The organism is Streptomyces sp. NPDC002018 (assembly GCF_042890865.1).
Classification (GTDB): Bacteria; Actinomycetota; Actinomycetes; order Streptomycetales; family Streptomycetaceae; genus Streptomyces.
Window position 1 is genome coordinate 44,924 of record NZ_JBIASO010000029.1, and the last position, 24,237, is coordinate 69,160.

The following is a 24,237-nucleotide window of genomic DNA, read 5'->3' on the forward strand; positions in this document are numbered from 1 at the left end:
CGGCCCCGGTGGACCGGTCGAGGTCATGGCGTCAGGCGTCGCTCGCCGCGCCGGAGCGGCTGCGGGCGACGATCGACGAGGCGGCGAAGTTGACGATCAGGGTCATCACGAAGAGCGCGAGGCCCGCGGCCATCAGCGCGGACATGGCGAAGGGGCCGGCCTCTCCGTACCGCAGCGCGATCAGTGAGGAGACCGAGCTGGTGCCGCTCTGGAGGACATGCCACTGGATCACAAAGACCGGCGAGATGATCAGATAGACGGCGATGGTCTCGCCCAGGGCCCGGCCGAGGCCGAGCATGGTGCCCCCGATCATGCCGCCCTTGCCGAACGGCAGGACGACGGTGCGGATCATGCCCCAGCGGGTGGCGCCCAGCGCGTACGCGCCCTCGCGCTCACCGGCCGGTGCCTGGGTGAACACCTCACGCATCACCGAGCAGATGATCGGCGCGACCATGAGGCCCACCACGATGCCCGCGATCAGGGTCGAGGAGGTGTAGACGGTCTCGGTGGAGAGCGGGTCGCCCGGGTCGACGCCGACGACGCCGAACGGGGGGAACCAGCCCAGATAGGTGGCGATCCAGCGGGCGGTGGGCAGGACCGCGCCCTCGAAGAAGAAGAGCCCCCAGAGTCCGTAGACGACGCTCGGCACGGCCGCCATCAGGTCGACGACGCTGATCAGCGTGGTGCGGACACCGGGCCGCGCGTACTCGGAGATGTAGAGCGCCGCGCAGACCGCGAGCGGCACCGCCACCACGATCGCGACCAGGGCGATCAGCACCGTACCGACCAGGACGGCGGCGATACCGAAGCGGCCGGCGTCCGGCTCCCAGGTCTCGGTGGTCAGGAAGGACCAGCCGGCCCGGTCGAGCGCCGGCCACGCGCGGTACAGCAGAAAGCCGCCGACCAGCAGCATGACGGCGAGCACCAGGGCGCCGCCGCCCCGGGCCACACCGCGGAAGATCCGGTCGGGCAGCCCGGGGTCGGCGTACAGCACGCGCGAACGGTCGGCGGCCGGCGCGTCGCCGGAGTCACCGCCGAAGGGCCCGCCGGCGATACCGGCGGCCACAGTTCGCTCCCTTGTTCGTCTCAGCACACCCACGACGCTCACGGGGCGCGGTTGACACGTGGGCACCTTCATATGAACGAGGGGCGCCCTAGAGGCAACTTCCGGTGACGAACGTGTGCGAGTGCCGTGTACGGAGGGCGGGCGGGGCGGCGGCCCCCTGCCCCTGGACTCCCCGCACTCCCTGGACTCCCTGACTCCCCGGACTCCCTGGGCTTCTGCTCCCGCGTCCGCGTCGGCGTCGGCGTGCGCGAGGACCGGACCACCGCCTCAACGGACCGGACCACCGCCTCAACGGCCGCTCCACGGGATCTCGCCGCTCGCGCCCAGCTCCCGCAGCAGATCGCGGAAGCGGGCGTACGCCGCCCGGCAGGTCGAATACCGCTCGTACGAGCGGGCGGACACGATCAGACGCCGTCCGCCCTCGTCCCTGACGATCCACATCCAGCCGTTGTTCTCCTGTGTGTGCTGGACACCTCCGGTGAGGACCGCGTGCTGTCGGCACACCTCCTCGAAGGAGGCGCGGCACCGCTCGTACGAGGCGAAGGCGATCGCCGACACGGCCACCACCCGCCCGTTCTGCGCGACGACGCGCCATCCGTAGCGGCCGTCGGCGTCGATGTCGGTCTGACAGCGCACGCCGGCGGCGCTCCGTAATCTCCCGGTCTCATCGGGCGATCCCATGTCCCCACCCCTGCCACTCATCCCAAGTCGGGCCGCGGTTACGGCCCTTGGAGCAGCAGGTGCAACCTAGTGAGACGTTCGTGACACGTGGGATTCATCCGGCCGCCTGACGGGATGATTCGCCAGGATGTTGCCCCTTGGTCATGGAGAGGTCACCGTGCGCCACGGGGACGCACGTGGGGAAACCCCCTTCTCTCACCATGAATCACTCGCGTCACACCGGCGGGGCGCCGGACGGCACGGAGCCGGACGCGGAACGACCGCGGACCGGTGCTCCGGTCCGCGGTCGGTGGGTCTCGGGTGACGTCCGGTCAGCGCCAGTCGACGGTGTTCGCCAGGGTCACCCCGTGCGTCTCGAAGCTGATCTCCACCCGGTCCCGGTCCGCCGTCCGGAAGCCGGCGTGGAAGCTGCTGCGGTCCGCCCCGATGTAGACGTAGTGCACCCGGCCCGGGTGGAGCAGCGGGGTGTACGAGAACAGCTCGGCCATCATGTCCGGCAGCCCGTAGTGCAGGGCCTTGGTGCCGGTGGTGAAGGTGCCCTCCCAGGCGGTGGCTCCGTCCCGTTCGATCGTCACCCGGCCGGTGACCGACTCGGGCGGGGCGTCGAGGAAGAGCAGGGGCGCCACTCCCGAGTCGCAGAGCTTGGCGTAGGAGAGATGGCCGTTGTGGCGCTTGAAGCGGCCGATGTCGGTGAGGTCGTTGCCGAAGGTGTAGCCGACGTAGCGCGGGACGCCCGCCTCGTCGGTGACATAGACGAGGACGACCTCCGCCTCCTCGCAGACGGCGACGGCGTCCCCCGGTACGGCCAGCGCCTCGCCCGGGACCTTCAGGGTCTCGCCGAGGCCCTTGAAGAACCAGTTCGGCTGGGACTGGGTCGTCGCGTCGGCCTTGACGTTGTGGGTCTGCATGAACCCGCTGACCAGCGCGTCCCCGAGGGAGTCCGGCAGGAGCGGGGGGCGGAAGGTCACGGTGTCCCGCTCGGCGGCGGGTACGGTCGTGGCCTCCCTGCCCTCGGTCAGCGCCGCCACCAGCGCGGCGCCGTCCCCGTCCGCCGCCAGCAGCCGGGCCCGCAGGTCCTCGCCGCCGAGCGGGTACAGCCGCAGCGGCGCGCCGTCCACGGGCGCCTCACAGCCGAAGTGCCGTTCGCCGCGGTGGACGCATTCGAAGAGGACGGTCACGGGGTTTCTCCTTGGCGTGTGGTGGGGGGTGCCGGATACCAGCCGGGGCCGCGCCCCTCGCTGTGGGCGAGTACGGACCAGGGCTCGGCGGCGTCGTTGAGCCGCATCCCGAAGCCGGGGCCCCCGGCAGGCGCGATGGTGTTGGTCCCGCGGTCCACGGCCGGGCGGGGCGAGACGATCATCTCGGGGAAGAAGCGGTCGGACTGCCCGGCCTCGACGGTCAGCGCGTCGGGGTTGCGGAAGGCCAGGGCCCGGCCCGCGTTGATCAGCGGACCGGTCTCGGCGACCTGCACCCCGATCTGGAAGGCCTTCCCGGCGGCCCGCGCGAGGCCGACGATCCGGGCGGCGTTCAGCAGTCCGCCGTTCTTGGCGACCCGGACGTTGACGGCGTCGCAGGCCTCGGCCTCGAACGCCGTACGGGCGTCGTCCGCCGTACACACCGACTCGTCCAGCATGACGCGGATACCGGTCGCCCGGCGCAGCGCGCGCAGACTCTCCCAGGACCGCCGGGGCAGTGGCTCCTCGACATGCTCCACCCCGCAGGCGCGCAGCCGCCGGGCGTTGGCCACCGCCGTCTGCGGCGTCCAGCTCATATTGGCGTCCACCATGAGGGGAACGCCGTCGCCGAGCCGTTCCCGGATCGTCGTCGCCGTACGGGCGTCCCGCTCGATGTCGTCCGACGCCTTGATCTTCACGAAGTGGAACGGGCCCCGGGTGGCGAGGAACTCCTCGGCGCCGATGCTCAGATCGAGCACCTGGGAGACGGGCAGGGCATCCGTGCCACCGGGGTCCGGGGCGGGCCCGGGGAGCAGGTCCCCGGCGGGGACGCCGAGCCGGTGGCCGAGCAGATCGAGCACGGCCGTCTCCAGCAGACAGACCAGATTGTTGCCGCCCTCGATGTCGAACACCGTCTCGAAGCCGTCCTCGTGGAGCCGGCCGAGCAGCTCCGCCGGGGGCAGCGAGCCGAGCCGCGCGAACAGTTTGTCCATCGGGACCCGGCGCAGCGCCTCGACCACACCGTCGGCGGTCTCGCCGGTGACATACGCGCGGGGCGCGCACTCCCCGGTCCCGCTCGTCCCGTCGGCCTCCAGGCGCAGCACCAGGCTGTCGCTGGTGCTGCGCCGGGCCGCCGGGTGGTCGAACCCGATCCGCATGGGCAGGGCCACCCGGTACAGGCGTGCCTCAGACATCGCGGTCCAGCCCCTGGAGCAGGGTGTAGGCCGAGGCCCAGTCGATCAGGCTGCCGCTGACGTCGGTGTAGAAGAGATAGTGCTTGTCGGTGGGGAATTTGATGATCATCCCCCGGCCGGAGACCAGTTCGTGGAAGACCCGGTGGGTGGCGTCGAGATCGACGATGGGGTCGGTCAGGCCCGACACGAACGCCGCCGGGACCTCGGGGGGCCGGTGCCGCGGTTCCATGTAGAGCCGCTCCAGCTCCAGCAGGGTGGCGCGGGAGCTGCGGACGAGCCGCCGTACCGCGAGATCGTCGTGGTCGATGTAGTCCCGGTAGGTCGGGTCGTCGGTGAAGTCGGACGACTTCAGACCGGCGTCCCACAGCTCCCGGCTCCGGTCGGCGGCGAGCGCCGCCCGCTCCTCCTCGCCGAGGGTGGCGTGGAGCCGCCCCAGCCAGGCCGAGCAGTAGACGACGGCGTCGTAGCGGGTGGTGAAGTCCGGGTGGTGCAGCAGGGCGGCCAGGAAGGATCCGCCCAGGCAGTGCCCGAAGAGCGAGAGCGGCACCTCGTCGCCGATGGACTCCCGTACCCACGCGAGGGCGTGGACGTAGTCGGCGATGACCGTCTCCGCGTCGGGCAGTTCGCCGCGTTCGCCGGAGCTGATGCCGCTGCCGCGCCGGTCGAGGACGTAGAAGGCGATGTCGTTGTCGGCGAAGCGCGGCCCCACCTCCCACAGCCATCCCGCGTGGCTCTGGAGGCCGTGGAAGTAGAAGACCGCGCCCTTCACCTCGTTACGGGGCCGCCAGAGGTGGAGGGCCAGCTCGGCTCCACCGGACGACAGGGTGATGATCTCGCGCCGGACGTTCTGCGGCGGCCTCTTGGTCTCGATCATCCCGTCACCCTCCGGAGTGGCCGACGAGGTCGGCGACGAAGTCGGCGTCCTTCTGGAACGGCTTGTACTTGTACTGGGTCGTGTTGCCCTGCTGGCGGCGCGACTCGGTGTACGCGGCGATCCGGTCGGGCGAGACGGTGAAGAACCTGAGCGGGCCGAGGCGTCCGCTGTCGCGCTTCGAGGCGTACTCGATATTGATCGTCCGCAGTTCCCGGTCGACCGACCCGGAGAGCGCGTGGTCCAGTTCGGCACGCGGCTCCGGCACTTCGCCGACGACCACGTAGTGCGGCGGCTCGCCCCACTGCGGCCCGCACAGATACAGGCCGTTGGACAGGCCGCCGGTGGCGAGGGCCTGCTCGATGGCCTGGGTGACCTGGGACTCGGTGATCTTCTCGCCCGTGAAGGAGTGGAAGATGCCGGCGCGTTCGACGAAGTGGATCCACGGGGTGCCGTCCACGATGCGGTCGACGCGGTAGATGTCCCCGCTCCACAGCCGGTAGAGGCCGTTGCCCTGCGACATGATCAGGTGGTAGTCGCGCCCGGCCTCGACCTCGTCGAACAGCAGGGTCTCGGGCCGCTCCCCCGCGTCGACGAGCTCCCCGAGGGGCACCTCGGCCGGTACGAACTCGAAGAACGCCTGGTTGACGGCGAGCGGCTGGCTGTCCAGTGAGCCGTCGACCGGGATGGTGGTCACGCCCTCGGTGCCGCAGCTCATGAACGGCATCTTGGCGACGCCCGGCAGGACCGCGTCCAGCTTGGACTGGTAGAGACCGGCGGAGGAGGAGAGCCAGCAGCTGTAGAAGCTCAGCGACGGCCATACGTCCTTGAGCGTGAACCGCCCCCGGGCCAGCACGGCTTCGAGCTGGTCGGCCGCCTCGTGGTCCGGCTCGCCGTACGGCTCGCCCTCCAGGGTGCCCGCGCGTAGATCGCGGACCAGGGCGGGACCGTGCTCCGCGATCAGATCGCGCAGCGAGATGAGGGTGCTCGGGTTGATCGCCGATATGAAGTGCAGCGGCCTGCCCAGGAGATGGCGGATGCGGTGGTACATCCGGCCGGAGTGCGACGAGGGCGCCTCGGTGCCGAACCACGGGGACGCGGCCCACGGCGGGTTCCAGTCGCGGCTGTTGATCCGCGGGTGCCGGTTGCTGATCGCCTGGTACTGGACTCCGTACAGATGGTCGTCCACGTTCTCGTGGACGGTCTGGGTGTCCAGGGTGGCATAGGGGTGGGAGAGCAGTTCGGGATGGTGCTCGACATATGTCCCCCACATGGCCTGCATGGCGGCGATGCGGTAGGTCAGCAGCCAGTGCAGGGTGTACGGGACCCGCTTGGGAACCCCGGTGGTGCCGCTCGTCTTGAGCCAGCGCAGCACCGGACTGCACGACAGCACCCCGCCCTTGGTGCGGGTCTCCCGGTCGATCTCCGCGTCGAAGTCGCTGTACCGCATCACGGGCAGGACCGAACGGAAACTGCCGGGGTCGGCGGCGACCGAGTCGTACCCCCGCTCCTTCCAGTGGAGCGAGCCGGCACAGACGCCGATGATGTCCGCGAGGACCCGGGCCTGGGCGGCTCCGGGGTCCTTGAGGTCGGCCAGCAGAGTCGCGCGGGCCTCCGCACACTCCTGTAAGAAGGGAACACGACGCGCATTCCAGTGCTCTTGCCAGTGCGATCTGCCCACGACTTCGACTTCTCCCTAAGTTGATCTCTAACCTGTAGTGCCGATGAATGTGCATACGGGAATTGAGCTCGGGAAAGCGAGAAAGGCTCGGGGAAGGAAAGCGGCCGGCTCGGTGCGGAAAGGCGCGCGGGGCCGCTCGTACGGCCTCAGGCCACCAGCTCCCGGAAGCGGCCGGCGTGGAACACCAGCGGATCCGCCGCTTCCGTCACCTCCCCCTCGGCCGCCGAGGCGATGACCAGTTCATGGTCGCCCGCCGGGTGGATCACGGAGATACGGCAGTCCAGCCAGCCCAGCCCGTCGGCCGGGATGGGGTGTCCGGCCCGGGTGAGGGCCCACTCCCGGCCGGTGAACCGGTCGGCTCCGCGGGAGCTGAAGAGACGGCACAGATCCGCGTGGCGGTCACCGAGGATGGTGACCGCGAAGCTCCCGGCCGCCCGGATGGACGGCCAGGTGGTCGAGGTGTACGCGGCGCACACGGCGACGAGCGGCGGTTCCAGCGATACGGAGGTGAAGGAGTTGACGGCCATGCCCACGGGCCCGTCCTCCGTCTGCGCGGTGACCAGTACGACTCCCGTGGTGAATCGCCCGAGAATGTTACGAAACGAACGCTGATCCAGCATCTGTTCTTCCACTCGGTCCGGCGGGACGGTCTTGGCGGACATGCGGGAAACGGCCCGGCGCGGAACGCCGGGCCGCCGGTACGGCTACTTGGCGCGGCTCGCGATCGCCCAGTCGACGGCTTCCCTCGGCCGGGCCGCCGCGCCGTTGATCTGCGGGGCGACATAGCGGGCGAGCAGTTCGAGGCTGCGGTTGGTCCGCTCCGAGGAGGCCCAGTCCGCGACGTACACCAGCAGCTTGCCGAAGCCTCCGGTGGCCTCCTGCATCCTGCGGATGCCGGAGACGACCTCGTCGACCGAGCCGACCAGCGCGCCGCCGGCCTCGACCCGTGCTTCGAGCGCCTTCTCCCGGGGGGTGCCGGGGCTGAGGACCTCGCGGCCCGCCGCCTTGGCGAAGTACTCGAACAGCCAGCGGTCGTAGCCGTCGCGGACCTCGTCGAAGGCCTGCTTGCTCGTCTCCCCGACATGGACGGGCAGCGCGATCCGCCAGTCGTTCCGGTCGAGGACCTGGCCGTGCTCCTCGGCCGACTCCTCCGCGTGCTTCCACTGCTGCGCCAGGCCGATGTGGTCCGGGGCGCCCGGGGTCAGCAGCGCGAAGGGCAGCGCGAAGGAGGTCATGCTCAGCCCGTACCGGCCCGCGAGGCGCGGGCTGGTCACCGAGGTGCCGGAGGTGGCCATCGCCACCTCGATCGGTCCCGGCCCGAAGCGCGGCAACTGGAGCTTGGCGTCCCTCAGTTCGTACCAGTCGGTCTTCTGGGTGACCCGTGACTCCCCGTTGACCAGTTCCAGCACGGTCGGCAGCGCCTCGTCGAGCCGCTTGCGCTGGGTGGCGCCGTCGAGACCGAACATCGTCGCGTCGAAGGGCACCCCGGGACCCACACCGAGGATGTAGCGGCCCCGGGTGAGATGGTCGAGATGCACGGCGCGGCTGGCCACATGGAAGGGGTGGTGGCCCGAGAGCGGCACGACTCCGTGCGCGAGTCTGATCTGGCTGGTGCGCTGGGAGGCGGCGGCGATCAGTGTCTCGGGAGCGCCGACCAGGCCCCAGCCCAGGGTGTGGTGCTCGCCGAACCACGCCTCGTCGAAGTTGAGCCGGTCCGCGTGCTCGACCAGTTCCAGGTTCCGCTGGATCGCGAGGTGCGGGTCCTGCCCCGTCTCATGGACGGGCGAAAGGAAAAGGCCTATTCGGCTGTGCACAGCTTTCCTCCGGGGAAAGTGAGGGGACGGGGCGGAACGGGACGTCGGAAGCATCTGGGGTCTTTCGTTCGGATCGGGCCCAGCAAGATCCGGACGGGACACCCCTCAGGCCCTGTCCGGCACCTGGGCGAGTCGGTAGACCGAATCCTTCAGGGCGCGGATCTTCTCGTAGTCGGCCTGGATCTCCTCTTCGCTGGACGACAGCAGATAGATCTTCATGGAGCTGGACAGCAGGTCGGTGGTCGGGCGGAGCCGGGAGCCCGGTGCCACCTTGAGCCCGGCCAGATAGACGCTCGGCAGCGCGTTGATCTCGTCCACGGCCGCCTGGTCGACGGACTCCACGACTCCGTCGAGTTCGTTCGGCGAGTTGTAGACGATGCCGCACTTGAGCTTGCGGTAGACACCGCCGGCGTACCGCTTGATGAACGCCTCGGGGTCGACATAGGCCTGTGCGGCCAGCGAGGGCTGGTTGTTGCCCAGGCACTCGTCCTGGAAGGGGGCGTTGAGGTTCCCGTTGAGCCGGGTGGCGATCTCCACCAGCACCGGGCCCTCGTCCGTGACCATGACCTCGGCGTGGGAGGGACCCCACCGCACCGCGAGCGCCGCCAGGACCTCCCGCACATAGGCGATCAGGGCCGGGACCGGTGCGCTGTCCTGGGGGTGGAGGATGTCCATGTCGTAGATGTTGCGGCCGGACCTGAGCAGGTTCTTCTTGTACTGCCAGACGGCGTTGGTGTAGTGGTGGCCGTCCGCGCTCACGGTGTCGACCACGTACTCGGTGCCCTTGAGGTACGACTGGACGAGCGCCTCGGTGTTGGCGAAGCCGAAGATGTCCTTGGTGGTCAGGACGCGCTCGGCGGCGACGCGGACGTCGTCGGCGCTCTCACAGATGAAGACGCCGTCCGAGGCGGCCGAGCTGATCGGTTTGACGACGACCGGGTAGGTGCCGTGCTCCTCGGCCCACTTGACCACCGCCGCGGGGTCGCTGCTCTTGAACTGCTCGGCGCAGCGCACCCCGGCCCGGCGCAGGGCCTCGATCATCTCGTACTTGTTCCGGCGGGCCGGCGAGAGCGCGGTGCCGTTGGAGGCGACACCCAGCGCCTCACTGATCCGGTCCGCGAGCCGGACGGCGGACTCCTGGCCGGCGACGACACAGACCGGGGCGTACGGGCGGAGCAGTTCGACCAGCGCCCGCGGGTCGGTGCACACGATGTTCTCCGCGTACAGCGACAGATTCGGCGCCAGCATCGTGGGGATGAGTTCGGCGGTGCTCTGGACATGGATCACGCGCGCGCCCGCCGCGGTGAAGGCCGCGGGATAGAAGTTCCCGGCTCCGTAGCCGTCGATCACCACGGCGGTCGGACTGTCACTGGTGCTGCTCATACTCGTCCTTCTGACGCAAGGGTCGGATGGCGTCTTCGGCCAGGGAGGGGCGGACGGCCTCGGGCCGTCAGTCGCGGGGGGTCTCGCCGATGAAGCGGGCGAGCCGCGCGATGCCTTCGCGGATGGCTTCCGGGGTCAGATTGCTGAATCCGAGCCGGATCTCCCGGTCGCCTCCGCCGTCGATGTAGAACATGTTCATCGGTGCCCAGCTCACCCCGTAGTCACGGGCCGAGCGCTCCATGGCCGCCAGGTCGGCGGTGAAGGGGACCGTGATGGTGAGGAAGAACCCGCCGCGCGGGGTGTTCCAGCGCACGCCGTGTTCGGCGGACCGCTCGGGCGGGAAGTGCTCGGCGAGCGCGGCCAGGGTGGCGTCCAGCCGCTCGATGTAGACGGCCGCCAGCTCCCGGGTGGCGGAGCGCAGATCGTAGTCGTTCTCGACGAGGATGCCGCCGATGGCCGCCTGGGACAGGGTGGAGGAACCGACGGTGAACATGGCCTTGGCCTTGGAGAGGACCTGGGCCAGCGTGCGGGTCGAACCGGTGGCGTCGGTGACCGGCTGGTCGGCGACGAGATAGCCCAGCCGCGCGCCCGGGAACGCCGACTTGGCGAACGACCCGAGGTAGGCGACCCGCTGGTCGGTGTCCAGCGACTTGAGGGTGGGCTTGGACTCGCCGTCCCGCGCGAACAGGCCGTACGGGTTGTCCTCCAGGATGATCAGGTCCTCCTCGGCGGCGACTTCGAGGAGGCGCTCCCGGGCCTGGAGGGGGAGCACCGTTCCGGACGGGTTGGAGAAGTCGGGGACCACATACAGGGCGACGGCGCGCTTGCCCTCCGCCCGTACGGCGCGGGCCGCGGCGGCCACGTCCTCGGGGTCCATCCCGTCGGGCCCCTCGGTGATGCCCCTGACCGTGATGCCGAGCATCCGGGCCGCGCCGCGGATGCCCACATAGGCGGGTGAGACGGCGAGGAGCACATCGTCGGGTGAGGAGAACAGGCCCCGCAGCGCGACCAGGGCCGCCTCCTGGAACCCGTGCGTGATCATGATCGCCTCGGCCGGGACATCGATGTTCTCGTCCCGCTTCAGCATCAGGGCGACCTCGTCCTGGATGAAGCCGTTGACCGGTCCGTACTGGAACAGCAGCCGGGTGATGCGCTGTTCCGGCATACCGCTGTCGCGGAGATGCTTGATGTAGCGGTCGATGTAGAAGGAGAGATTCGTCAGATCGTGATTGCCGTCGTAGGGAGCGCCCGAGGAGAACGACAGCGCGTCAGGAAACCTGAGGGCGGTCTCACTGAGGATCCGCATCGAATCCATTTCCGGATCGACGATCCCGGCATGCAGTGACTCATGCTTCAACGAAACCATTTCAGGGGGTGTCCTCTCTCCCGGAGTCCCGCTCGGTCCGGTTCAGTGCCGTGATCCAACTGCCCTTGCCGGGTTCCCAGCGCTGAATGCGCGTGCCGGCGACGATCCCGCCCCTGACATAGGGCTCCTCGTCAAGAATCTTCTGGAGTTCCTCGCGGTCGTCCACCTCGTAGACGAGCAGCCCGGCATTCTCTTCGGACAGGGGTCCCGCCAGCAGCAGTACTCCGCGCTCGGCGAGGCCGTAGAGGTTCTCGGCATGCGCGGGATGCAGATGCTGACGCCCCGCCCGGTCGACGTTGTACTTGAATTCCACGACAAACTTCGCCACACCCAGCTCCTTGTGATGATCTGCGCGCGTAACACGTCACATGTAGAGGCCGCCGTTGATGTCGATCACGGATCCCGTGGAGTATCCGGCGCTTTCCGAGCAGAGATGCAGCACACTGCCGACCGCCTCGGCGACCGTGCCCATCCGCCGCATGGGCAGCTTGGAGAGCACGGCTTTCTTCGACTCCTCGTCGCGGCGCTCCCAGGCGCCGGCCACCCGGGCGGTCGCGATGGGGCCGTGGGCGACGACATTGACCACGACGCCGGTCGAGGCGAGTTCGTACGCCATCTGCTTGGTCATGCCGATGACGGCCGCCTTGGCCCCGACATAGGCCGCGTTGTTGAAATGGCTGTACGTACGCCCGCCGGCCGAGGCGAAGTTGACGATGCGGCCGTAGCCGTCGTGAGCCATCCGGGGGGCGCACACCTTGATGGCGATGAACGTGCTGACCACGTTCTCCAGGTAGGTCTCGTCGAAGTGTTCCCTGGTCAGGTCCGCGTAGCCGATGACCCGGGTGTCCCCGCCCACACCGTTGACGAGGATCGACGGCGCGTGCCGTTCGACGATGTCCGTGAGCTGACGCTCCGCCGCGGCGATCTCGGTGATGTCCCCGACGACCACGTCCACCTTGGTCCGCCGGGACAGCTCGTCACCGAGGATCCGTACCGCTTCCTCGTTCTTGTCGAAAAGTACGAGCGAGTGCCCCTCGTCGGCGAGCCCTCGGGCCACATCCTGGAGAATTCCACCCGCGGCACCGATCAGAAGCGCCGTACGTGCGTTCATCGTTGCTATTCACCTGGCTTCTCTGGATTTGACGACCCCGCGCGAACGGGGCCCCTGCAAGGGAACTCGATAGATCGCCATACCGCGTGCGAGGAACTTCTTTCCAGCCGCACCCCGACAGGAACGGAGTATTCCGTTCCCTTTACGGAGCGGCGCGCGCCAGTGAGGGCCAAGTGCCCTCGGCTCCGGATAGACGATCACGCAACTCGGTGTCTCTGTCAACGAGTTTCGGACGTCCGTTCATACGAGCGTCGCAATCGCACCCGAGATATGCCATGTGATGTACGTCACCCAGCCGTCCGTCTACATATCGTTGATCCGCGCTGGCCGACGACCTTAAAGTCGGGACAAGAACTAGCCATTACGGTCTTTCTCAAGCCAAGGCAAAGGCGCAGGCACCTAGGCAATAACGGACATCTCGGACTGATTACAGGTGCTCGACGGGGAGGGGGTTGGCTTGTTTTTTTCGGGTGAAATCTTATCGCCGGAGCCTTGCAGAGCATCCGGTTTCTTTCGTTTCGATGTCAATGTTCCGATAGCGAATTCCAGCCACAGGAACCGGCCGGTCACCCGGCCCCCGCTTCCTTGTGAAGGCCTGGTCCGCGCGGATATCCGGCCGCGATGTCCGGCCGTGTTCCGCCCGTCGGCATATGCTTTCCGGCCATCCCGGCCCGCCGCGCCGACAGGCGCTTTCCGGCCGCCGCGGACATCCCTTCCGCGTGATCGGCCAGCATGATCGGTGCGACTCGGGGGTGATACGCCACCCCGCCCCGTCCCAGTCCCCCCACCGACGGAGCCCCGGCCGCACCACGGCATCGCTTCGGATCAACAACCGGATGAACGGACCATGCAACCCAACTCACCCTGGCGGATCCCCGACTTCCGCGCGCTGTTCACCGCGGCGGCCCTCAGTCAGCTCGGTACCAACGTCAGCTATGTCGCCGTGCCCCTCATCGCCGTCTCCGCGCTCGACGCGAGTCCCGGCCAGGTCGGGGCGCTGGCCACGCTGAGCACCGTCGCCTTCCTGCTCATCGGCCTGCCCGCCGGAGCCTGGGTGGACCGGATGCGCCACCGGCGGGTACTGATCACGGCGGATCTGACCAGGGCGCTGCTCTTCGCGACCGTTCCGGTGGCCTGGTGGCTCGACAGCCTCACCCTCGGCCATCTCTATCTGGTCGTCCTGTTCACCGGCTGCGCCACCGTGTTCGCCGACGTCGGCTCGCAGAGCGTGCTGCCGCAGCTGGTGGACCGCGAAGGCCTGGTCCAGGCGAACGCCGACATCAACACGCTCATCGCCGCGGGCAATGTCGCCGGCCGCAGCGCGGGCGGCGGGCTCGTCACCCTGCTCACGGCGCCGGTGGCCGTGCTCTTCACCGCCGTGAGCTATCTCGGCGCGGCCCTGCGGCTGACCGGTATCCGCAAGACCCCGGCGCCGCCCGCCCCGTCGCCCGGCCACGCGACCCGGCTCAGGGAGCAGATCGCCGAGGGCGTACGGCATGTCTTCGGCAACCGCGAACTGAGGGCCCTCGCGCTGACCGCGGCCCTCGGCAACTTCGGCTCACAGATCATCAACACCATGCTGCCGGTCGTCTTCGTCCGCGAACTCGGCTACTCCGCAGGCGCGCTGGGCCTGTTCTGGGCGGTGGGCGGCGCCGGTCTGCTGATCGGCGCCCGCTGCGCCCGGCCCATCGCCGCCCGGCTCGGCTACGGCCGCACCCTCGGTATCGCCGGGCTCTGTCTGGCGCCCGCCGGACTGCTCGTACCGCTCGTCGACCGCGGCCCCTGGCTCGTCCTGGCCGGGACCGGCTGGCTGCTGGCCATGTTCAAGGTCGGGATGGACAACGTCCTGGGCGTCAGCCTGCGCCAGCGGATGACCGCGCACTCCCTCCTGGGCCGCATGAACGCCACGTTCCGCTTCCTGCTCACCGGGGCGCTCGCCGTCGGCGCGGCGGTCTCCGGGGTGATCGGGGAGCTGACGACCGTGCACGCGACGCTCTGGGTGGGCGGCGCCTTCCTGTCGACCGCCTTCCTGCCCGTCTTCTTCTCGCCGGTCCGCAGGCGACGCGAGCTGCCCGAGCAGGGGACACCGGAGCGGCGAGCACCGGAACAGCGGCCTCCGGACGCCCCGGCCGGCACGGCTCCCACCACCGCGACGGAGTCCTGTCCCGAAACCAAATAGCCGACGGGCATCAATTCATGCGGATTTGATAAATGCCCCTCGATACGGTCGGCCGCGATAAAAGGTTGACCTCGGAACCAAGCCCTGCAAGGATCACCACTGCACCCTGTCACAGACCTTACGTGTGCCGATATCCCGATCGTGCGATTCGACCGGAGGAAATCGGACGCCATTTGATCCCTGACCTTAAGGAGTGCGATGGCAGCCATTGAGAGTGGCTTCCGAAGCGAAAGTTTTCCGGATTACTTAGATCCTCGCGAAACCATGCGCGCACTGCCTCGGTTCACTCAGTACCCGCTCACCATATTCACCGGAAAGCCACTGGCGGGGCAGCGGGCACTGTCGTGGTGGACGCCCGGATTCCATCTCGCGTCCGCCGTCGCCGCCATGCTTGCCGGGCTGGTCGTCAGTTCCGCCGGACTCGTGCTGTCGGGGGCCTGGCTCCTGCTTCTGCTGCCGGGCTGGGCCGTGACCCTGCACGGAATGCGGAATCTGCGCATGATGATCTACCACCAGTGCGCGCACCGGAACATGTACCGGAGACAGAAGCTGGACGCGGTCATCGGGCGGGCCACCTCCAGCCTTCTGATCATCCAGAACTTCGCGCGGTACCGGCGCGAGCACGTGAGCGACCACCACGCCGCGCACCATATGACCCTGCGCGACCCCACCGTCCAGGCCTTCCTGGTCAGCCTGGGTCTGCGACCGGGTATGACACGCCGCCAGATGTGGCACCGCGTGCTCGGCAAGCTCTTCTCGCCCTGGTTCCATCTCAACTTCGCGGTGGCGCGGGCCCGCTCCTTCTGGCACTCGTCCGCCGTCAGCGAGAAGGTCACCTCGCTCACCCTGTACGGGGGCGCGACGGCCGTGACCGTCTGGACCGGAACCTGGCACATCCTGCTCGTGGCCTGGGTCGTCCCGCTCTTCGTGCTGTTCCAGTTGAGCAATACCCTGCGGCTCTGTGTGAAGCACACCTTTCCCGCCCCGGGGCTCGAAGTACGGCGCGGCAAGGAATACTTCGGCAGCCTGACCAACGCCATATTCATCGGTGAGGCGGCACCCTCGCCGGACCTTCCGTTCGTCCGGCGCACCGCCGCATGGATCGGCTGGACCGCGCGCATGCTCTTCGTCCACGCGCCGTCGCGCTATCTCGTACTCACCGGCGACACGGTCGTGCACGATTTCCACCACCGGTATCCCTCGACCCCGCAGTGGGCGAACTACATCTTCGAGCGCCAGGCGGACGACGAGGCCGGAAGTCCGGGCTGGCCGGCCTACAAGCATGCCTGGGGTCTTGTGGCGGCGATCAATCTCGTCTTCGATTCGCTGTCCGTCGCCGACCCGGAGGAATTCAGTGTCGAACGCCTCCGTGAAGTCAGCAAACGGGAACTCTTCGCCGCGTTCGACGATTAGGGACCGTCCAGGACATGAGTACGGCCAGAGTGCGGGCCGTCGCCGCGGGGGCGACGGCCGGCTACGCGCCGTCGGCGGCCGTGGTGGTGCCGCCGACGGCGGTCCGGCACCGGATCCCTCTCCTGCCACGAGGGGGATCCGGTGCGTCGGAGCGTGTCCGTGGGCGGTACGCCCGGCCACGGCCGCCCTCACGCCACCGCACCGGCACCAGCACGGACACCAGCACGGGCACCGGCACCACCGCCATCCGCACAGGATCAATCCACACTTCTGTCTCCCCGGGGGGTCCTCCATGCGCCACGAAGACGAAACCCGCACCGTCATACTCGGTGTGGCCGCGAGCGACAGCCATGTCGTGGCCAACCACCTCATCGCCCACGCCCTGCGTGCCGAGGGGTTCCATGTCGTCAACCTCGGCACCTGCACCACCGTCGACGAGTTCGCCGACGCCCACCGGGAGTACCCCTGGGCCGAGGCCGTCATCATCGGCAGTCTCAACGGCCACGCCTACGAGGATCTCCAGGACCTGCCGGCCGCCCGCGCCGCGGGACTGCTGTCCTGCCCGGTCGTCCTCGGCGGGAACCTCTCCGTGGGCAGCCGCAAGGACACCGGTGACATCGACCGGCTGTACGCGCTGGGCGTCGATGTCATCCTCGCCGACCCGGACCGGCTCCCGGCCACCCTGGACGCACTGCGGGAGCGCAGAAACGCCGGCTCCGTGGTGACTCCCACCACCGTCTCATGAGCGCTGCCCTCGTTCCCGCCGAGCCGCCCGAGCTTCCCCCGCTCGCCGAATCCGTCTTATACGTGAGCCAGTTGGGCAAGCCCACGGCCGCGGAGGTGCTGCGCGCGGCCCGCGAGGACCGGCGGGTGGCGCTGCAACCCCGCTGCGGCGTCGGGTCGCACGCGCAGATGATGACCCTGCTCCAGGATCTGGAGCGGCACGCCGGCCCCGACGTCCTCACCCTCACCATCGACTCGCACACCCGGCTCAAGCGGTTCGACCAGGCCAGGTCCGCGCTGATCAGAAACCCCGCGGACCTGAACGGATATCCCCTCGTCTCCCACGGGTGGCAGCGGGGACGGCAGCTCAACGAGGCCGTGTCGGCGCCCCTGGAGGTGCGGCACGGCTCTCCCGACGCCCGGCTCCTGTTCCAGACCTCCATCGCCTCGGGCATCACCTCGTTCGAGGGCGGCGGAATCTCCTACAACCTCCCCTACTCCAAGGCCGTTCCGCTCAGCGAGTCGCTCGACGCCTGGCAGGAGGTCGACGCGCTCTGCGGCGATCTCGCGGAACGCGGGCTGGTCATCGACCGTGAGCTGTTCGGCACGCTGACGGCCGTCCTCGTACCGCCGTCCATCAGTCTCGCCATCAGCGTGCTGGAGGCGGTCGCGGCGGCGCGCCAGGGAGTGCGGTGCGTCTCGGTGGCCTATCCGCAGGGCGGCCACTGCGAGCAGGACGTGGCGGCGCTGCGGGCGATCCCGGAGCTCGCGGCCCGCTATCTGCCCGAGGGGATCGAAGTCCACCCGGTCCTGCACGAGTTCATGGGGGTCTTCCCCCGGGAGCGCGGCAGCGCGGAGGACCTGATCCTGTACGGCGCCCTGGTCGCGCGGCTCGGCGGGGCCACCAAGCTCATCACCAAGACGTATCTGGAGGCGTACGGGATCCCGGACACCCGGGCCAATATCGACGGGCTGCTGCTGGCCTCGCGCGCCAACTCCCCGCTGCTGGGCTTCATCGCCCTCGACGAGGACCGTATCGCCGAGGAACTGGACTGGATCCTCGCGGAGGTGGCCGAGATCGTGGAGCCCGTCCTCGCCGCCGCCGATCTCCACAAGGAGATCACCGCGTCGTTCGCGGCCGGGCGGCTCGACATCCCGTTCAGCGCCAGCCGTTACGCGCTCTCCGAGATCATTCCCCGTCGTGCGCCCGACGGGGCGATACGCTACTTCGCCTCGGGTTCCCTGCCGTTCTCCGACCGTACGAGGCGCCGCAACGAACGCAGCCTCGCCGCGGCCGGCGACGACGCGAAGATCGGTGACATGGTGAAGGGACTGACCGCCGACATCAACTACTTCCTGAACGTCTTCGGCGAGAGCCCCGCCGCTCAGTCATGACCAGTACCCCCGCCCTGCCCCGAGCCCGGCAGGGCGCGCACGACCCAGGAGTCGGAACATGCCGTCCATCCCGTCCATGCACGCCATCCGTGTGACCCGGCCCGGCGGGCCGGAGGAACTCCGCCAGGAGCGGATCGACCGGCCGGTCCCGGGGCCCGGCGAGGTCCTGGTGCGCAACGCCGCCGTCGGCGTCAACTTCATCGACGTCTACTACCGCGACGGCACCTACGCCGCCCCTGCCCCGTTCACCCCGGGCCAGGAGGGCGCCGGTGTCGTGGCGGCCGCCGGCGAGGGCGTGACCGGATGGGCGGCGGGCGCCCGGGTCGCGTACGCCGGTCAGCTCGGCGCGTACGCCGACTTCACGGTGGTTCCCGAGGACAAGCTGATCCCCGTTCCCGACGGTGTCGACCTCACCCGGGCCGCCGCCGTCACGCTCCAGGGCATCGCGGCCCACTACCTCACCCAGGACACCCATCCGGTGGCCGAGGGCGAGACCGTCGTGGTCCTCGCCGCCGCCGGAGGACTGGGCCGCTTCCTGGTGCAGCTCGCGGCGCACCGCGGGGCCCGGGTGATCGCCGTCGCGTCGAGCCCGGAGAAGCGGAAGACCGCGCTGGAGGCGGGTGCCGAGCACGCGATCGGCTACGAGGGGTTCGACGAGGCCGTACGGTCCCTCACGGACGGGGCGGGTGCGCACGCCGTCTACGACTCGGTGGGGGCCGCGACCCATCTGTCGAGTCTGCGCGCCCTGCGCCGCCGGGGCACGCTCGCGATCTGCGGACTCTCCAGCGGCCCGGTGCCGCCGCTGGACATCGAGCTGCTGCGCGGGGGCGGTTCGCTGTTCCTGACGCGGCCGACGATGAAGGACCACGTGTACGACGCCGAGACCCTGCGGGCCGCGGGCGGGGCCGTGTTCGGATATCTGGCCGCGGGGGTGATCCAGCCGCTGCTCCACGAGGTGCTGCCGCTCCAGGAGGCGGCCGCGGCACACCGGCTGCTGGAGAGCAGGGCCACCGCGGGCAAGCTGCTGCTCACGCCCGCGTCCGAGCCCGCCGCGTCCTCGTAGAACTCTCGCGACGCGCCGAACACGTACCCCTCCCTCAGAACTCACGGGACCCGCGGGACTCGCGGGACTCGCGGCCGTTCCGCTCCCCCACCGGATCCCCGCTCGTGCGCCGCACCGGCGTCCGACCGCTCCACCGCGCCACTTTCTTCGAAGGAGCCCGCATGACTGACCCGACCGCTCCCAGCCTGCTCTTCGTCGGCGGCGCGGGGAACGCGACCCTCGCCGTCGACGTGGTCGAGACGGCGATGAGGCAGGCACACAAGCGTGGTCTGCGGATACATGTGACCAACCAGGAGGCGACGCTCGCCGCCACCCCCACGATCGGCGCGCTGGCCGACGCGGCCTCGGCGGTCGACTTCGAACGCCCGGGTGCGAGCGCGGCCTGGGCGCGCGAGCGGGTCGCGGCCGGCGAGCGGTTCGACATCGTCTTCGGCGTACGGGAGATGGCCCAGGAGGCCGTCGCCGAGGTCGCCGACGCGCTCGGCCTTCCCGGCAATCCCCCGCACGCCGTGCACCGGGTGCGTACCAAGGACGAGGCCCGTGCGGCGCTCACCGCGGCGGGCTTCCTCCAGCCGGCCTTCCGGGTGTGCGAAGACACGGCGGCGGCAGAGGAGTTCCTGGAGAAGTCCACCGGCCCCTGGGTGGTCAAACCGCGCGACGCCATGGGCAGCGAGGGAGTCACCCGGATCGACAGCCGGGCCGAGCTGGACGACGCCCTGACGTTCCTGCCCGGTGAGGGCGCCTTCATCGTCGAGGAGTTCATCGAGGGCCCTGAGTACAGCGCCGAGGGGGTCTTCATCGACGGCGTCCCGCATGTCCTCGCCGTCACCTCCAAGGAACTCCTGCCGCCGCCCAACTTCTTCGAGACCGAGTATGTGATCCCGGCCCTGCTGCCGGACGAGACGCGTCTCGACATCGAGAAGCAGGTGGTCTCCGCCTTCGCCGAACTGGAGCTGCGCTACGGGCAGTTCCACGCGGAGCTGTGGCTCACCGAGCGCGGTGTCGTCCTGGGCGAGTTCCATGTGCGCAACGCGGGCGGCTGGATCCACCGGATGCTGGCCCATGTCATCCCCGGTCTGGAGTGGTTCGGGCTCGTCTTCGACGACGTGCTCGGCCGCCCGATCGACAAGGAGGCGCTCAAGCCGGTGCGCGGCTCGGCCATCCGCTTCCCGACCCCGCCGCCCGGACGGCTCGTGGCGATCGAGGGCTGGGACGAGGTGCTGGCCCACCCCGCCCTGATCCACGCCGAACTGGCCGTCTCCCCCGGCGACATCATCGAACCGCACCGCTCGGTCGAGAACCGCGTGGCGCTGATCGCCGTGGGGGCCGACACCCCGGCCGAGGCCCAGAAGCTGGTGCGCGAACTCGACGCCTCGGTCCGCTTCATCACCGAGCCGGTCACCCAGCCCTGAACCGGCCACCCGGTCCTCGACCGGGTGACCGGCCCTGAGCCGGTCGCCCGCCCCGACGGTCCCGCCGCACCCGCCCGGCAGCCACCACCGCCTGCCGGGGCCCCGCGGGGCCCCGGGCGGGGGCGCCCCGGGCCGGACCGCCGCGCCTCCCCGGCCCGCGGCCCGACGCCCGATCCCCGGAACGTGGGCACTGGGTCCTGCGTCCCGAGGTCCCGGATCCCGGGGTCCTGGGACCTGGGTCCCGTGGTCCCGGGGTCCTGGGTCCCGGGTCCCGTGGTCTTGGGTCCCGGGTCCCGTGGTCTTGGGTCCCGGGGTCCTGGGTCCCGGCCCCCGGCCCCTGGTCCGGTCAGAGGCGCTTCGCGCTGCGCAGCGTCGCCGCGTAGTACCCGTTGCCGTCCAGGCGTGACGTACCGCCCTTGTCGCCGATCGTCGGGCCGTCGGCCTCTTCCCGGCTGGACACGAAGATCTGGTGCCCCTCCGTGTCCGTGCCCAGATACATGCCGGTGTGGTCCAGCCGTGACTTGGTCCGCGCGTCGAGCTTGAAGAAGACCAGGTCGCCGGGTTGGAGCACACTGATGGACTTCGGGCGCTCGTAGCGCGGCCCGGCGCCCGCCAGCTTGATGATGTCGACGCCCGCCGACGAGCGCGCCATCCCGTTGGCGGTACGGGGCAGTCCGTCGCCGGTGTCGTCGGACGCCATCAGCGGATAGCGGCCCCGGTAGCCGAACACGGTCCGGATGAAGCCCGAGCAGTCGATCGCGCGGTAGCGCGCGGTCTGCGGCTGCTTGGTGGTGCCGTCCCGGAAGGTGTACGGGATGCCGAGGTAGTCGTAGAAGTCGGACTCCTCAAGACGGAGGTCGTTGCCTTCGCTGCCCTCCGGGTTGATCGGCCCGAAGCTGGCGTCGCCCGCGTACGGGACTCCCTCGTCGTCCTTCTTGACCGGCGCGCCCTCGACGTACTGGAAGGCGAACGCGAAGAGGTCGTCCTCCTCGCTGCCGAAGTACTCCTTGAACCAGTCCTTGAACCACTTCTCCTTCTCGGCGCCCTTCTTCCAGGTCTCCGGCATCAGCCGTACCCAGTCCTCGGTGACCACCCGGGACGAGGTGTTGGACGGCTCGTCGAACGTCCGGCTGGGACCGGTGAGGGTCGCCGTACGGGCGCCGTCGGTGAAGGTGGCGACGATGTCGCCGTCGCCGCCGCGCAGCACCGAGCGCTCCGGGTTCTTCAGCCGCTCCCAGGTCTGTTCGCCGGACGCCTTCCCGGTCCCGGACTTCAGCACGGGGATATCGGTGATGGCCTGGACGGCGGGCGCCTTCGCCTGCTCGTCCTTGCGGAGTTCTACGGTGAGATAGGCGCTGCCGGCCAGCAGCGCGAGGACCGTCGCGGCGTGCAGGACGGGACGTCCGCGCTTGGACTTGGCACTCATGAGGATTCGGCTCCCGTGGGTGGGCGGGTCAGGCGGACGGCAGGGCGCCGAGCAGGATGCCCGCGGTCAGGACTACATAGGCCGTGAGCGTGACCGTGCCGGTGGCGAGGATGGTCGCGCCCTTGGGCTGGCGTACGAGCTGGTAGGCGATCAGACCCGGGACGATGAAGCCGAGTGTCTGGTTCGCGTACATCAGCGGGAATTCGAGCGACAGGACGATCATCACGCTGCCCTGGAGCAGGACGCCGATCATGACGACCGCGGAGAACAGGCGCTTGCCGTAGAGGATCACGAAGCGCTGGACCAGCAGCGTGGTCACATACGTCAGTACGGTCACGCCGACGACCATGGCGGCGCGCTGGAGGTCCTCGACGAGGGTCAGTGCCAGCCAGCCCGGCGTGATCATGCCACCGGGAGAGAGATTGGTCGTGAGATAGCAGATCAGGGAGAACATCAGGCCCAGACCGATGCCGATCGCGGCGATCTCGGGGGTGAGGACTGCGGGGATCAACGGGGTTCTCCTGGGTTCTGCGGCGCCACGGAGTGCGAGGGGTTCGTGGGGTGCGAGGAATGCGAGGGGTGCGAGGGGTGCGGGGTCTGGGGCTGGGGCTGGGTCTCGGACCGGGAGGGGTGCTGCGGCTCCGGGCGGGGCGGCTGCTCCGCGGCGTCGCCGGAGTCGCCGTTCGCCGGCATCCGGACCGGTTCGAACAGGCCGCGTTCCCGGGGCGGTTCCGCGGCCGGACGCTGCTGGTAGCGCTGCTCGTACGCCGCCGGATAGGGCTGGTACGGGTCGAGGCGCGGCGCGTACCGGGCCAGCGCCAGTGTCTCGTCGTGGCGTGGATGCGGGTCGGGCGCGGGTGCGGGAGCGGTCCCCGGTGCTGATGCGGGCGCCGGTGCGGGAGCGGGAGCGGCGGACACGACGGGAATGGCCATGGTGTCCGCCGCCTGGTCCTGGGACGTGGAGGCCGCCGTTATGGAGGCCGCCGTTATGGAGGCCGCCGTTGTGGAAGCGTCCGGCAGGGAGGCCTCCGGCGCCCGCCCCGGCTGCGACGGGCCGCCGGAACCGGCGCCCGGTCCTTCCCCGTCCTCCGGGTCCGGTGTCTCGTCGGGTGGCAGCTCGGCCAGGTGTTCCAGGAGGAGTTCGCCCTGGCCATGGATGTTGCCGATGGCGACCAGGGAGGAGTCGGGTCCGAGCATGCCGAGCAGCTCGCGCATGAATTCCTCGGGGTCGCGTCTGTCGCCGCCCAGGTCGACCGCGCGGTCGCGCCAGGGGGCGGGGATGGCGTCGATGGCGCTCTTGGCGGGATGGCCGATGACGAAGACTTTCTCCGGCTGGAGTTCGGGGATGATCGCGCCCATCTGGCCGTTGCGTTCGACCCGGTCGGGGCGGCAGTTGACGACGACATGGAGGGGCCGGTGGACGGCGCCGAGGTCGAGGAGCTGGTTGATGTTCATCAGCGTGGACTCGGGGTCGTTGGCGGCGAAGACGTTCGCGAACCGCAGCCGCCTGCCGTCGTGGGTGAGGTAGCGCTCCACGGACAGGACGCCGGGGTCGGGCGGTGCGTCGTACATGCCCTGGAGGGCGGTCGCGCGCTCCACGCCCAGCAGTTCGGCGACCTTCAGCGCGATGGCGACGTTCTCCTTGAAGGTGAACCAGCTGAAGCCGCGCAGTTCCTCGTCGGAGACGGTGTCGGGGTCCGCGTAGACGAGCTGGCAGTTGCGGGCGTCGGCCTCCTCCTGGAGGATCGCGAAGCGGTCCTTCTCCGCGGTGACGCAGATACCGTCGTGCGGCATGGAGCGCGACAGCGAGCGCGCCACGTCGTCGAGGGTCGGGCCCATCTCGGCGAGGTGGTCCTCCCGCACATTGCACAGCACCCCGATCGTGGACCGGATCAGCTTCGACTGGTTGATCTCCTGGAGCGCCGGCATCACGGCCATGCACTCGATCACCAGCGCGTCGGGACGGTACGCCGCGGCCCGGCGCACGATGCCGATCTGCTCCACCACATTGGCGATGCCGAACTTGCGGTAGACCGGCTCCTCGGTCGCGTCCGGATGGATGAACCGGGCCGCCGTCCCCGTGGTCTTGGCGACCGTGACCAGATCACCCCCACGCAGCGCCCCCGCGCACAGCCGCGTGATGGAGGACTTGCCGCGGATCCCGTTGACCAGCACCCGGGTGGGAATCCGGTTCAGATTGGCGAAGTGCCGTGCCTGCTCGACGAGTCCGGCGACCAGCAGGACCGTGCTGCACGCGAGCAGCACGAAATAGAGGAAGAGCACGG

General features: G+C 69.6%; 21 protein-coding genes. 6 read left to right on the forward strand and 15 right to left on the reverse strand.

Annotation, left to right across the window (positions count from 1 at the left end; translation table 11 throughout):
• Positions 1–31 precede the first annotated feature (31 nt).
• The 12 genes from pstC to ACFYYH_RS31880 all read right to left on the reverse strand — a co-directional run bounded on the left by pstC (position 32) and on the right by ACFYYH_RS31880 (position 12,341).
• Positions 32–1,066 carry a phosphate ABC transporter permease subunit PstC gene (gene pstC / locus ACFYYH_RS31825; RefSeq protein ID WP_388558485.1) on the reverse strand — a complete coding sequence of 345 codons (1,035 nt, stop codon included), beginning with the start codon at positions 1,064–1,066 and terminating at the stop codon, positions 32–34.
• Between the two features lie 288 nt (positions 1,067–1,354).
• Entirely contained in the window at positions 1,355–1,702 is a 348-nt protein-coding gene (locus ACFYYH_RS31830; RefSeq protein WP_388558488.1) for a hypothetical protein, read from the reverse strand.
• A 356-nt stretch (positions 1,703–2,058) separates the two neighbouring features.
• Complete coding sequence (locus ACFYYH_RS31835; protein WP_388558491.1) at positions 2,059–2,925, reverse strand: FAH family protein; 867 nt, start codon at positions 2,923–2,925, stop codon at positions 2,059–2,061.
• The gene (locus ACFYYH_RS31840) at positions 2,922–4,115 is read right to left on the reverse strand and encodes a mandelate racemase/muconate lactonizing enzyme family protein (protein WP_388558494.1); all 1,194 of its coding nucleotides are present in this window, start codon (positions 4,113–4,115) and stop codon (positions 2,922–2,924) included. The genes ACFYYH_RS31835 and ACFYYH_RS31840 overlap by 4 nt, the downstream gene beginning before the upstream one ends.
• A complete protein-coding gene (locus ACFYYH_RS31845) occupies positions 4,108–4,989 on the reverse strand; it encodes an alpha/beta hydrolase (protein ID WP_388558497.1) in 882 nt (293 codons plus the stop codon). Before ACFYYH_RS31845 ends, ACFYYH_RS31840 begins: the two co-directional genes overlap by 8 nt.
• A 4-nt stretch (positions 4,990–4,993) precedes the next feature.
• Positions 4,994–6,667 (reverse strand): GH3 auxin-responsive promoter family protein, encoded by a 1,674-nt coding sequence (locus tag ACFYYH_RS31850; RefSeq protein WP_388558500.1) that lies wholly within the window; start codon positions 6,665–6,667, stop codon positions 4,994–4,996.
• Between the two features lie 146 nt (positions 6,668–6,813).
• Positions 6,814–7,287, reverse strand: coding sequence for a flavin reductase family protein (locus ACFYYH_RS31855; protein WP_388558503.1), 474 nt, complete (start codon positions 7,285–7,287; stop codon positions 6,814–6,816).
• Positions 7,288–7,371: 84 nt separating this feature from the next.
• Positions 7,372–8,481 (reverse strand): LLM class flavin-dependent oxidoreductase, encoded by a 1,110-nt coding sequence (locus ACFYYH_RS31860; protein WP_388558506.1) that lies wholly within the window; start codon positions 8,479–8,481, stop codon positions 7,372–7,374.
• Positions 8,482–8,586: 105 nt separating this feature from the next.
• Positions 8,587–9,864, reverse strand: coding sequence for an ATP-grasp domain-containing protein (locus tag ACFYYH_RS31865; protein ID WP_388558509.1), 1,278 nt, complete (start codon positions 9,862–9,864; stop codon positions 8,587–8,589).
• Positions 9,865–9,931: 67 nt separating this feature from the next.
• Positions 9,932–11,230: a PLP-dependent aminotransferase family protein gene (locus ACFYYH_RS31870; protein WP_388558512.1), complete on the reverse strand. Its 1,299-nt coding sequence runs from the start codon at positions 11,228–11,230 to the stop codon at positions 9,932–9,934.
• Between the two features lies 1 nt (position 11,231).
• The gene (locus ACFYYH_RS31875) at positions 11,232–11,558 is read right to left on the reverse strand and encodes a YciI family protein (protein WP_388558514.1); all 327 of its coding nucleotides are present in this window, start codon (positions 11,556–11,558) and stop codon (positions 11,232–11,234) included.
• 36 nt (positions 11,559–11,594) lie between these two features.
• Positions 11,595–12,341: an SDR family NAD(P)-dependent oxidoreductase gene (locus ACFYYH_RS31880; protein ID WP_388558517.1), complete on the reverse strand. Its 747-nt coding sequence runs from the start codon at positions 12,339–12,341 to the stop codon at positions 11,595–11,597.
• Between the two features lie 847 nt (positions 12,342–13,188).
• Here ACFYYH_RS31880 and ACFYYH_RS31885 point away from each other — a divergent pair.
• The 6 genes from ACFYYH_RS31885 (at position 13,189) to ACFYYH_RS31910 (ending at position 20,526) form a co-directional block, all read left to right on the forward strand.
• Positions 13,189–14,520 (forward strand): MFS transporter, encoded by a 1,332-nt coding sequence (locus tag ACFYYH_RS31885; RefSeq protein WP_388558520.1) that lies wholly within the window; start codon positions 13,189–13,191, stop codon positions 14,518–14,520.
• 264 nt (positions 14,521–14,784) lie between these two features.
• The gene (locus tag ACFYYH_RS31890; protein WP_388558523.1) at positions 14,785–15,933 is read left to right on the forward strand and encodes a fatty acid desaturase; all 1,149 of its coding nucleotides are present in this window, start codon (positions 14,785–14,787) and stop codon (positions 15,931–15,933) included.
• A gap of 292 nt (positions 15,934–16,225) precedes the next feature.
• On the forward strand, positions 16,226–16,678 hold the full coding sequence (locus ACFYYH_RS31895) for a cobalamin-dependent protein (protein WP_388558526.1): 453 nt from the start codon (positions 16,226–16,228) through the stop codon (positions 16,676–16,678).
• Entirely contained in the window at positions 16,675–18,051 is a 1,377-nt protein-coding gene (locus ACFYYH_RS31900; RefSeq protein WP_388558528.1) for a methylaspartate mutase, read from the forward strand. The genes ACFYYH_RS31895 and ACFYYH_RS31900 overlap by 4 nt, the downstream gene beginning before the upstream one ends.
• 58 nt (positions 18,052–18,109) lie before the next feature.
• On the forward strand, positions 18,110–19,114 hold the full coding sequence (locus ACFYYH_RS31905) for a quinone oxidoreductase family protein (protein WP_388558531.1): 1,005 nt from the start codon (positions 18,110–18,112) through the stop codon (positions 19,112–19,114).
• 161 nt (positions 19,115–19,275) lie between these two features.
• A complete protein-coding gene (locus tag ACFYYH_RS31910) occupies positions 19,276–20,526 on the forward strand; it encodes an ATP-grasp domain-containing protein (RefSeq protein ID WP_388558534.1) in 1,251 nt (416 codons plus the stop codon).
• Between the two features lie 346 nt (positions 20,527–20,872).
• Here the strand turns inward: ACFYYH_RS31910 and ACFYYH_RS31915 are convergent, their stop codons facing one another.
• The 3 genes from ACFYYH_RS31915 to pgsB are packed head-to-tail and all read right to left on the reverse strand — an operon-like array spanning position 20,873 to position 24,235.
• A complete protein-coding gene (locus tag ACFYYH_RS31915) occupies positions 20,873–21,952 on the reverse strand; it encodes a C40 family peptidase (protein ID WP_388558537.1) in 1,080 nt (359 codons plus the stop codon).
• Positions 21,953–21,980: 28 nt separating this feature from the next.
• The gene (locus tag ACFYYH_RS31920) at positions 21,981–22,463 is read right to left on the reverse strand and encodes a poly-gamma-glutamate biosynthesis protein PgsC/CapC (protein WP_388558540.1); all 483 of its coding nucleotides are present in this window, start codon (positions 22,461–22,463) and stop codon (positions 21,981–21,983) included.
• Positions 22,460–24,235, reverse strand: coding sequence for a poly-gamma-glutamate synthase PgsB (gene pgsB, locus ACFYYH_RS31925; protein WP_388558543.1), 1,776 nt, complete (start codon positions 24,233–24,235; stop codon positions 22,460–22,462). Before pgsB ends, ACFYYH_RS31920 begins: the two co-directional genes overlap by 4 nt.
• Between the last annotated feature and the right edge of the window lie 2 nt (positions 24,236–24,237).

Coding starts and splice junctions, on each gene's coding strand:
- ACFYYH_RS31840 (WP_388558494.1), bottom strand. CDS start 4,115: ATGTCTGAGGCACGCCTGTACCGGGTGGCCCTGCCCATGCGGATCGGG.
- ACFYYH_RS31845 (WP_388558497.1), bottom strand. CDS start 4,989: ATGATCGAGACCAAGAGGCCGCCGCAGAACGTCCGGCGCGAGATCATC.
- ACFYYH_RS31855 (WP_388558503.1), bottom strand. CDS start 7,287: ATGCTGGATCAGCGTTCGTTTCGTAACATTCTCGGGCGATTCACCACG.
- ACFYYH_RS31865 (WP_388558509.1), bottom strand. CDS start 9,864: ATGAGCAGCACCAGTGACAGTCCGACCGCCGTGGTGATCGACGGCTAC.
- ACFYYH_RS31870 (WP_388558512.1), bottom strand. CDS start 11,230: ATGGTTTCGTTGAAGCATGAGTCACTGCATGCCGGGATCGTCGATCCG.
- ACFYYH_RS31880 (WP_388558517.1), bottom strand. CDS start 12,341: ATGAACGCACGTACGGCGCTTCTGATCGGTGCCGCGGGTGGAATTCTC.
- ACFYYH_RS31885 (WP_388558520.1), top strand. CDS start 13,189: ATGCAACCCAACTCACCCTGGCGGATCCCCGACTTCCGCGCGCTGTTC.
- ACFYYH_RS31890 (WP_388558523.1), top strand. CDS start 14,785: ATGCGCGCACTGCCTCGGTTCACTCAGTACCCGCTCACCATATTCACC.
- ACFYYH_RS31895 (WP_388558526.1), top strand. CDS start 16,226: ATGCGCCACGAAGACGAAACCCGCACCGTCATACTCGGTGTGGCCGCG.
- ACFYYH_RS31900 (WP_388558528.1), top strand. CDS start 16,675: ATGAGCGCTGCCCTCGTTCCCGCCGAGCCGCCCGAGCTTCCCCCGCTC.
- ACFYYH_RS31905 (WP_388558531.1), top strand. CDS start 18,110: ATGCCGTCCATCCCGTCCATGCACGCCATCCGTGTGACCCGGCCCGGC.
- ACFYYH_RS31910 (WP_388558534.1), top strand. CDS start 19,276: ATGACTGACCCGACCGCTCCCAGCCTGCTCTTCGTCGGCGGCGCGGGG.
- ACFYYH_RS31915 (WP_388558537.1), bottom strand. CDS start 21,952: ATGAGTGCCAAGTCCAAGCGCGGACGTCCCGTCCTGCACGCCGCGACG.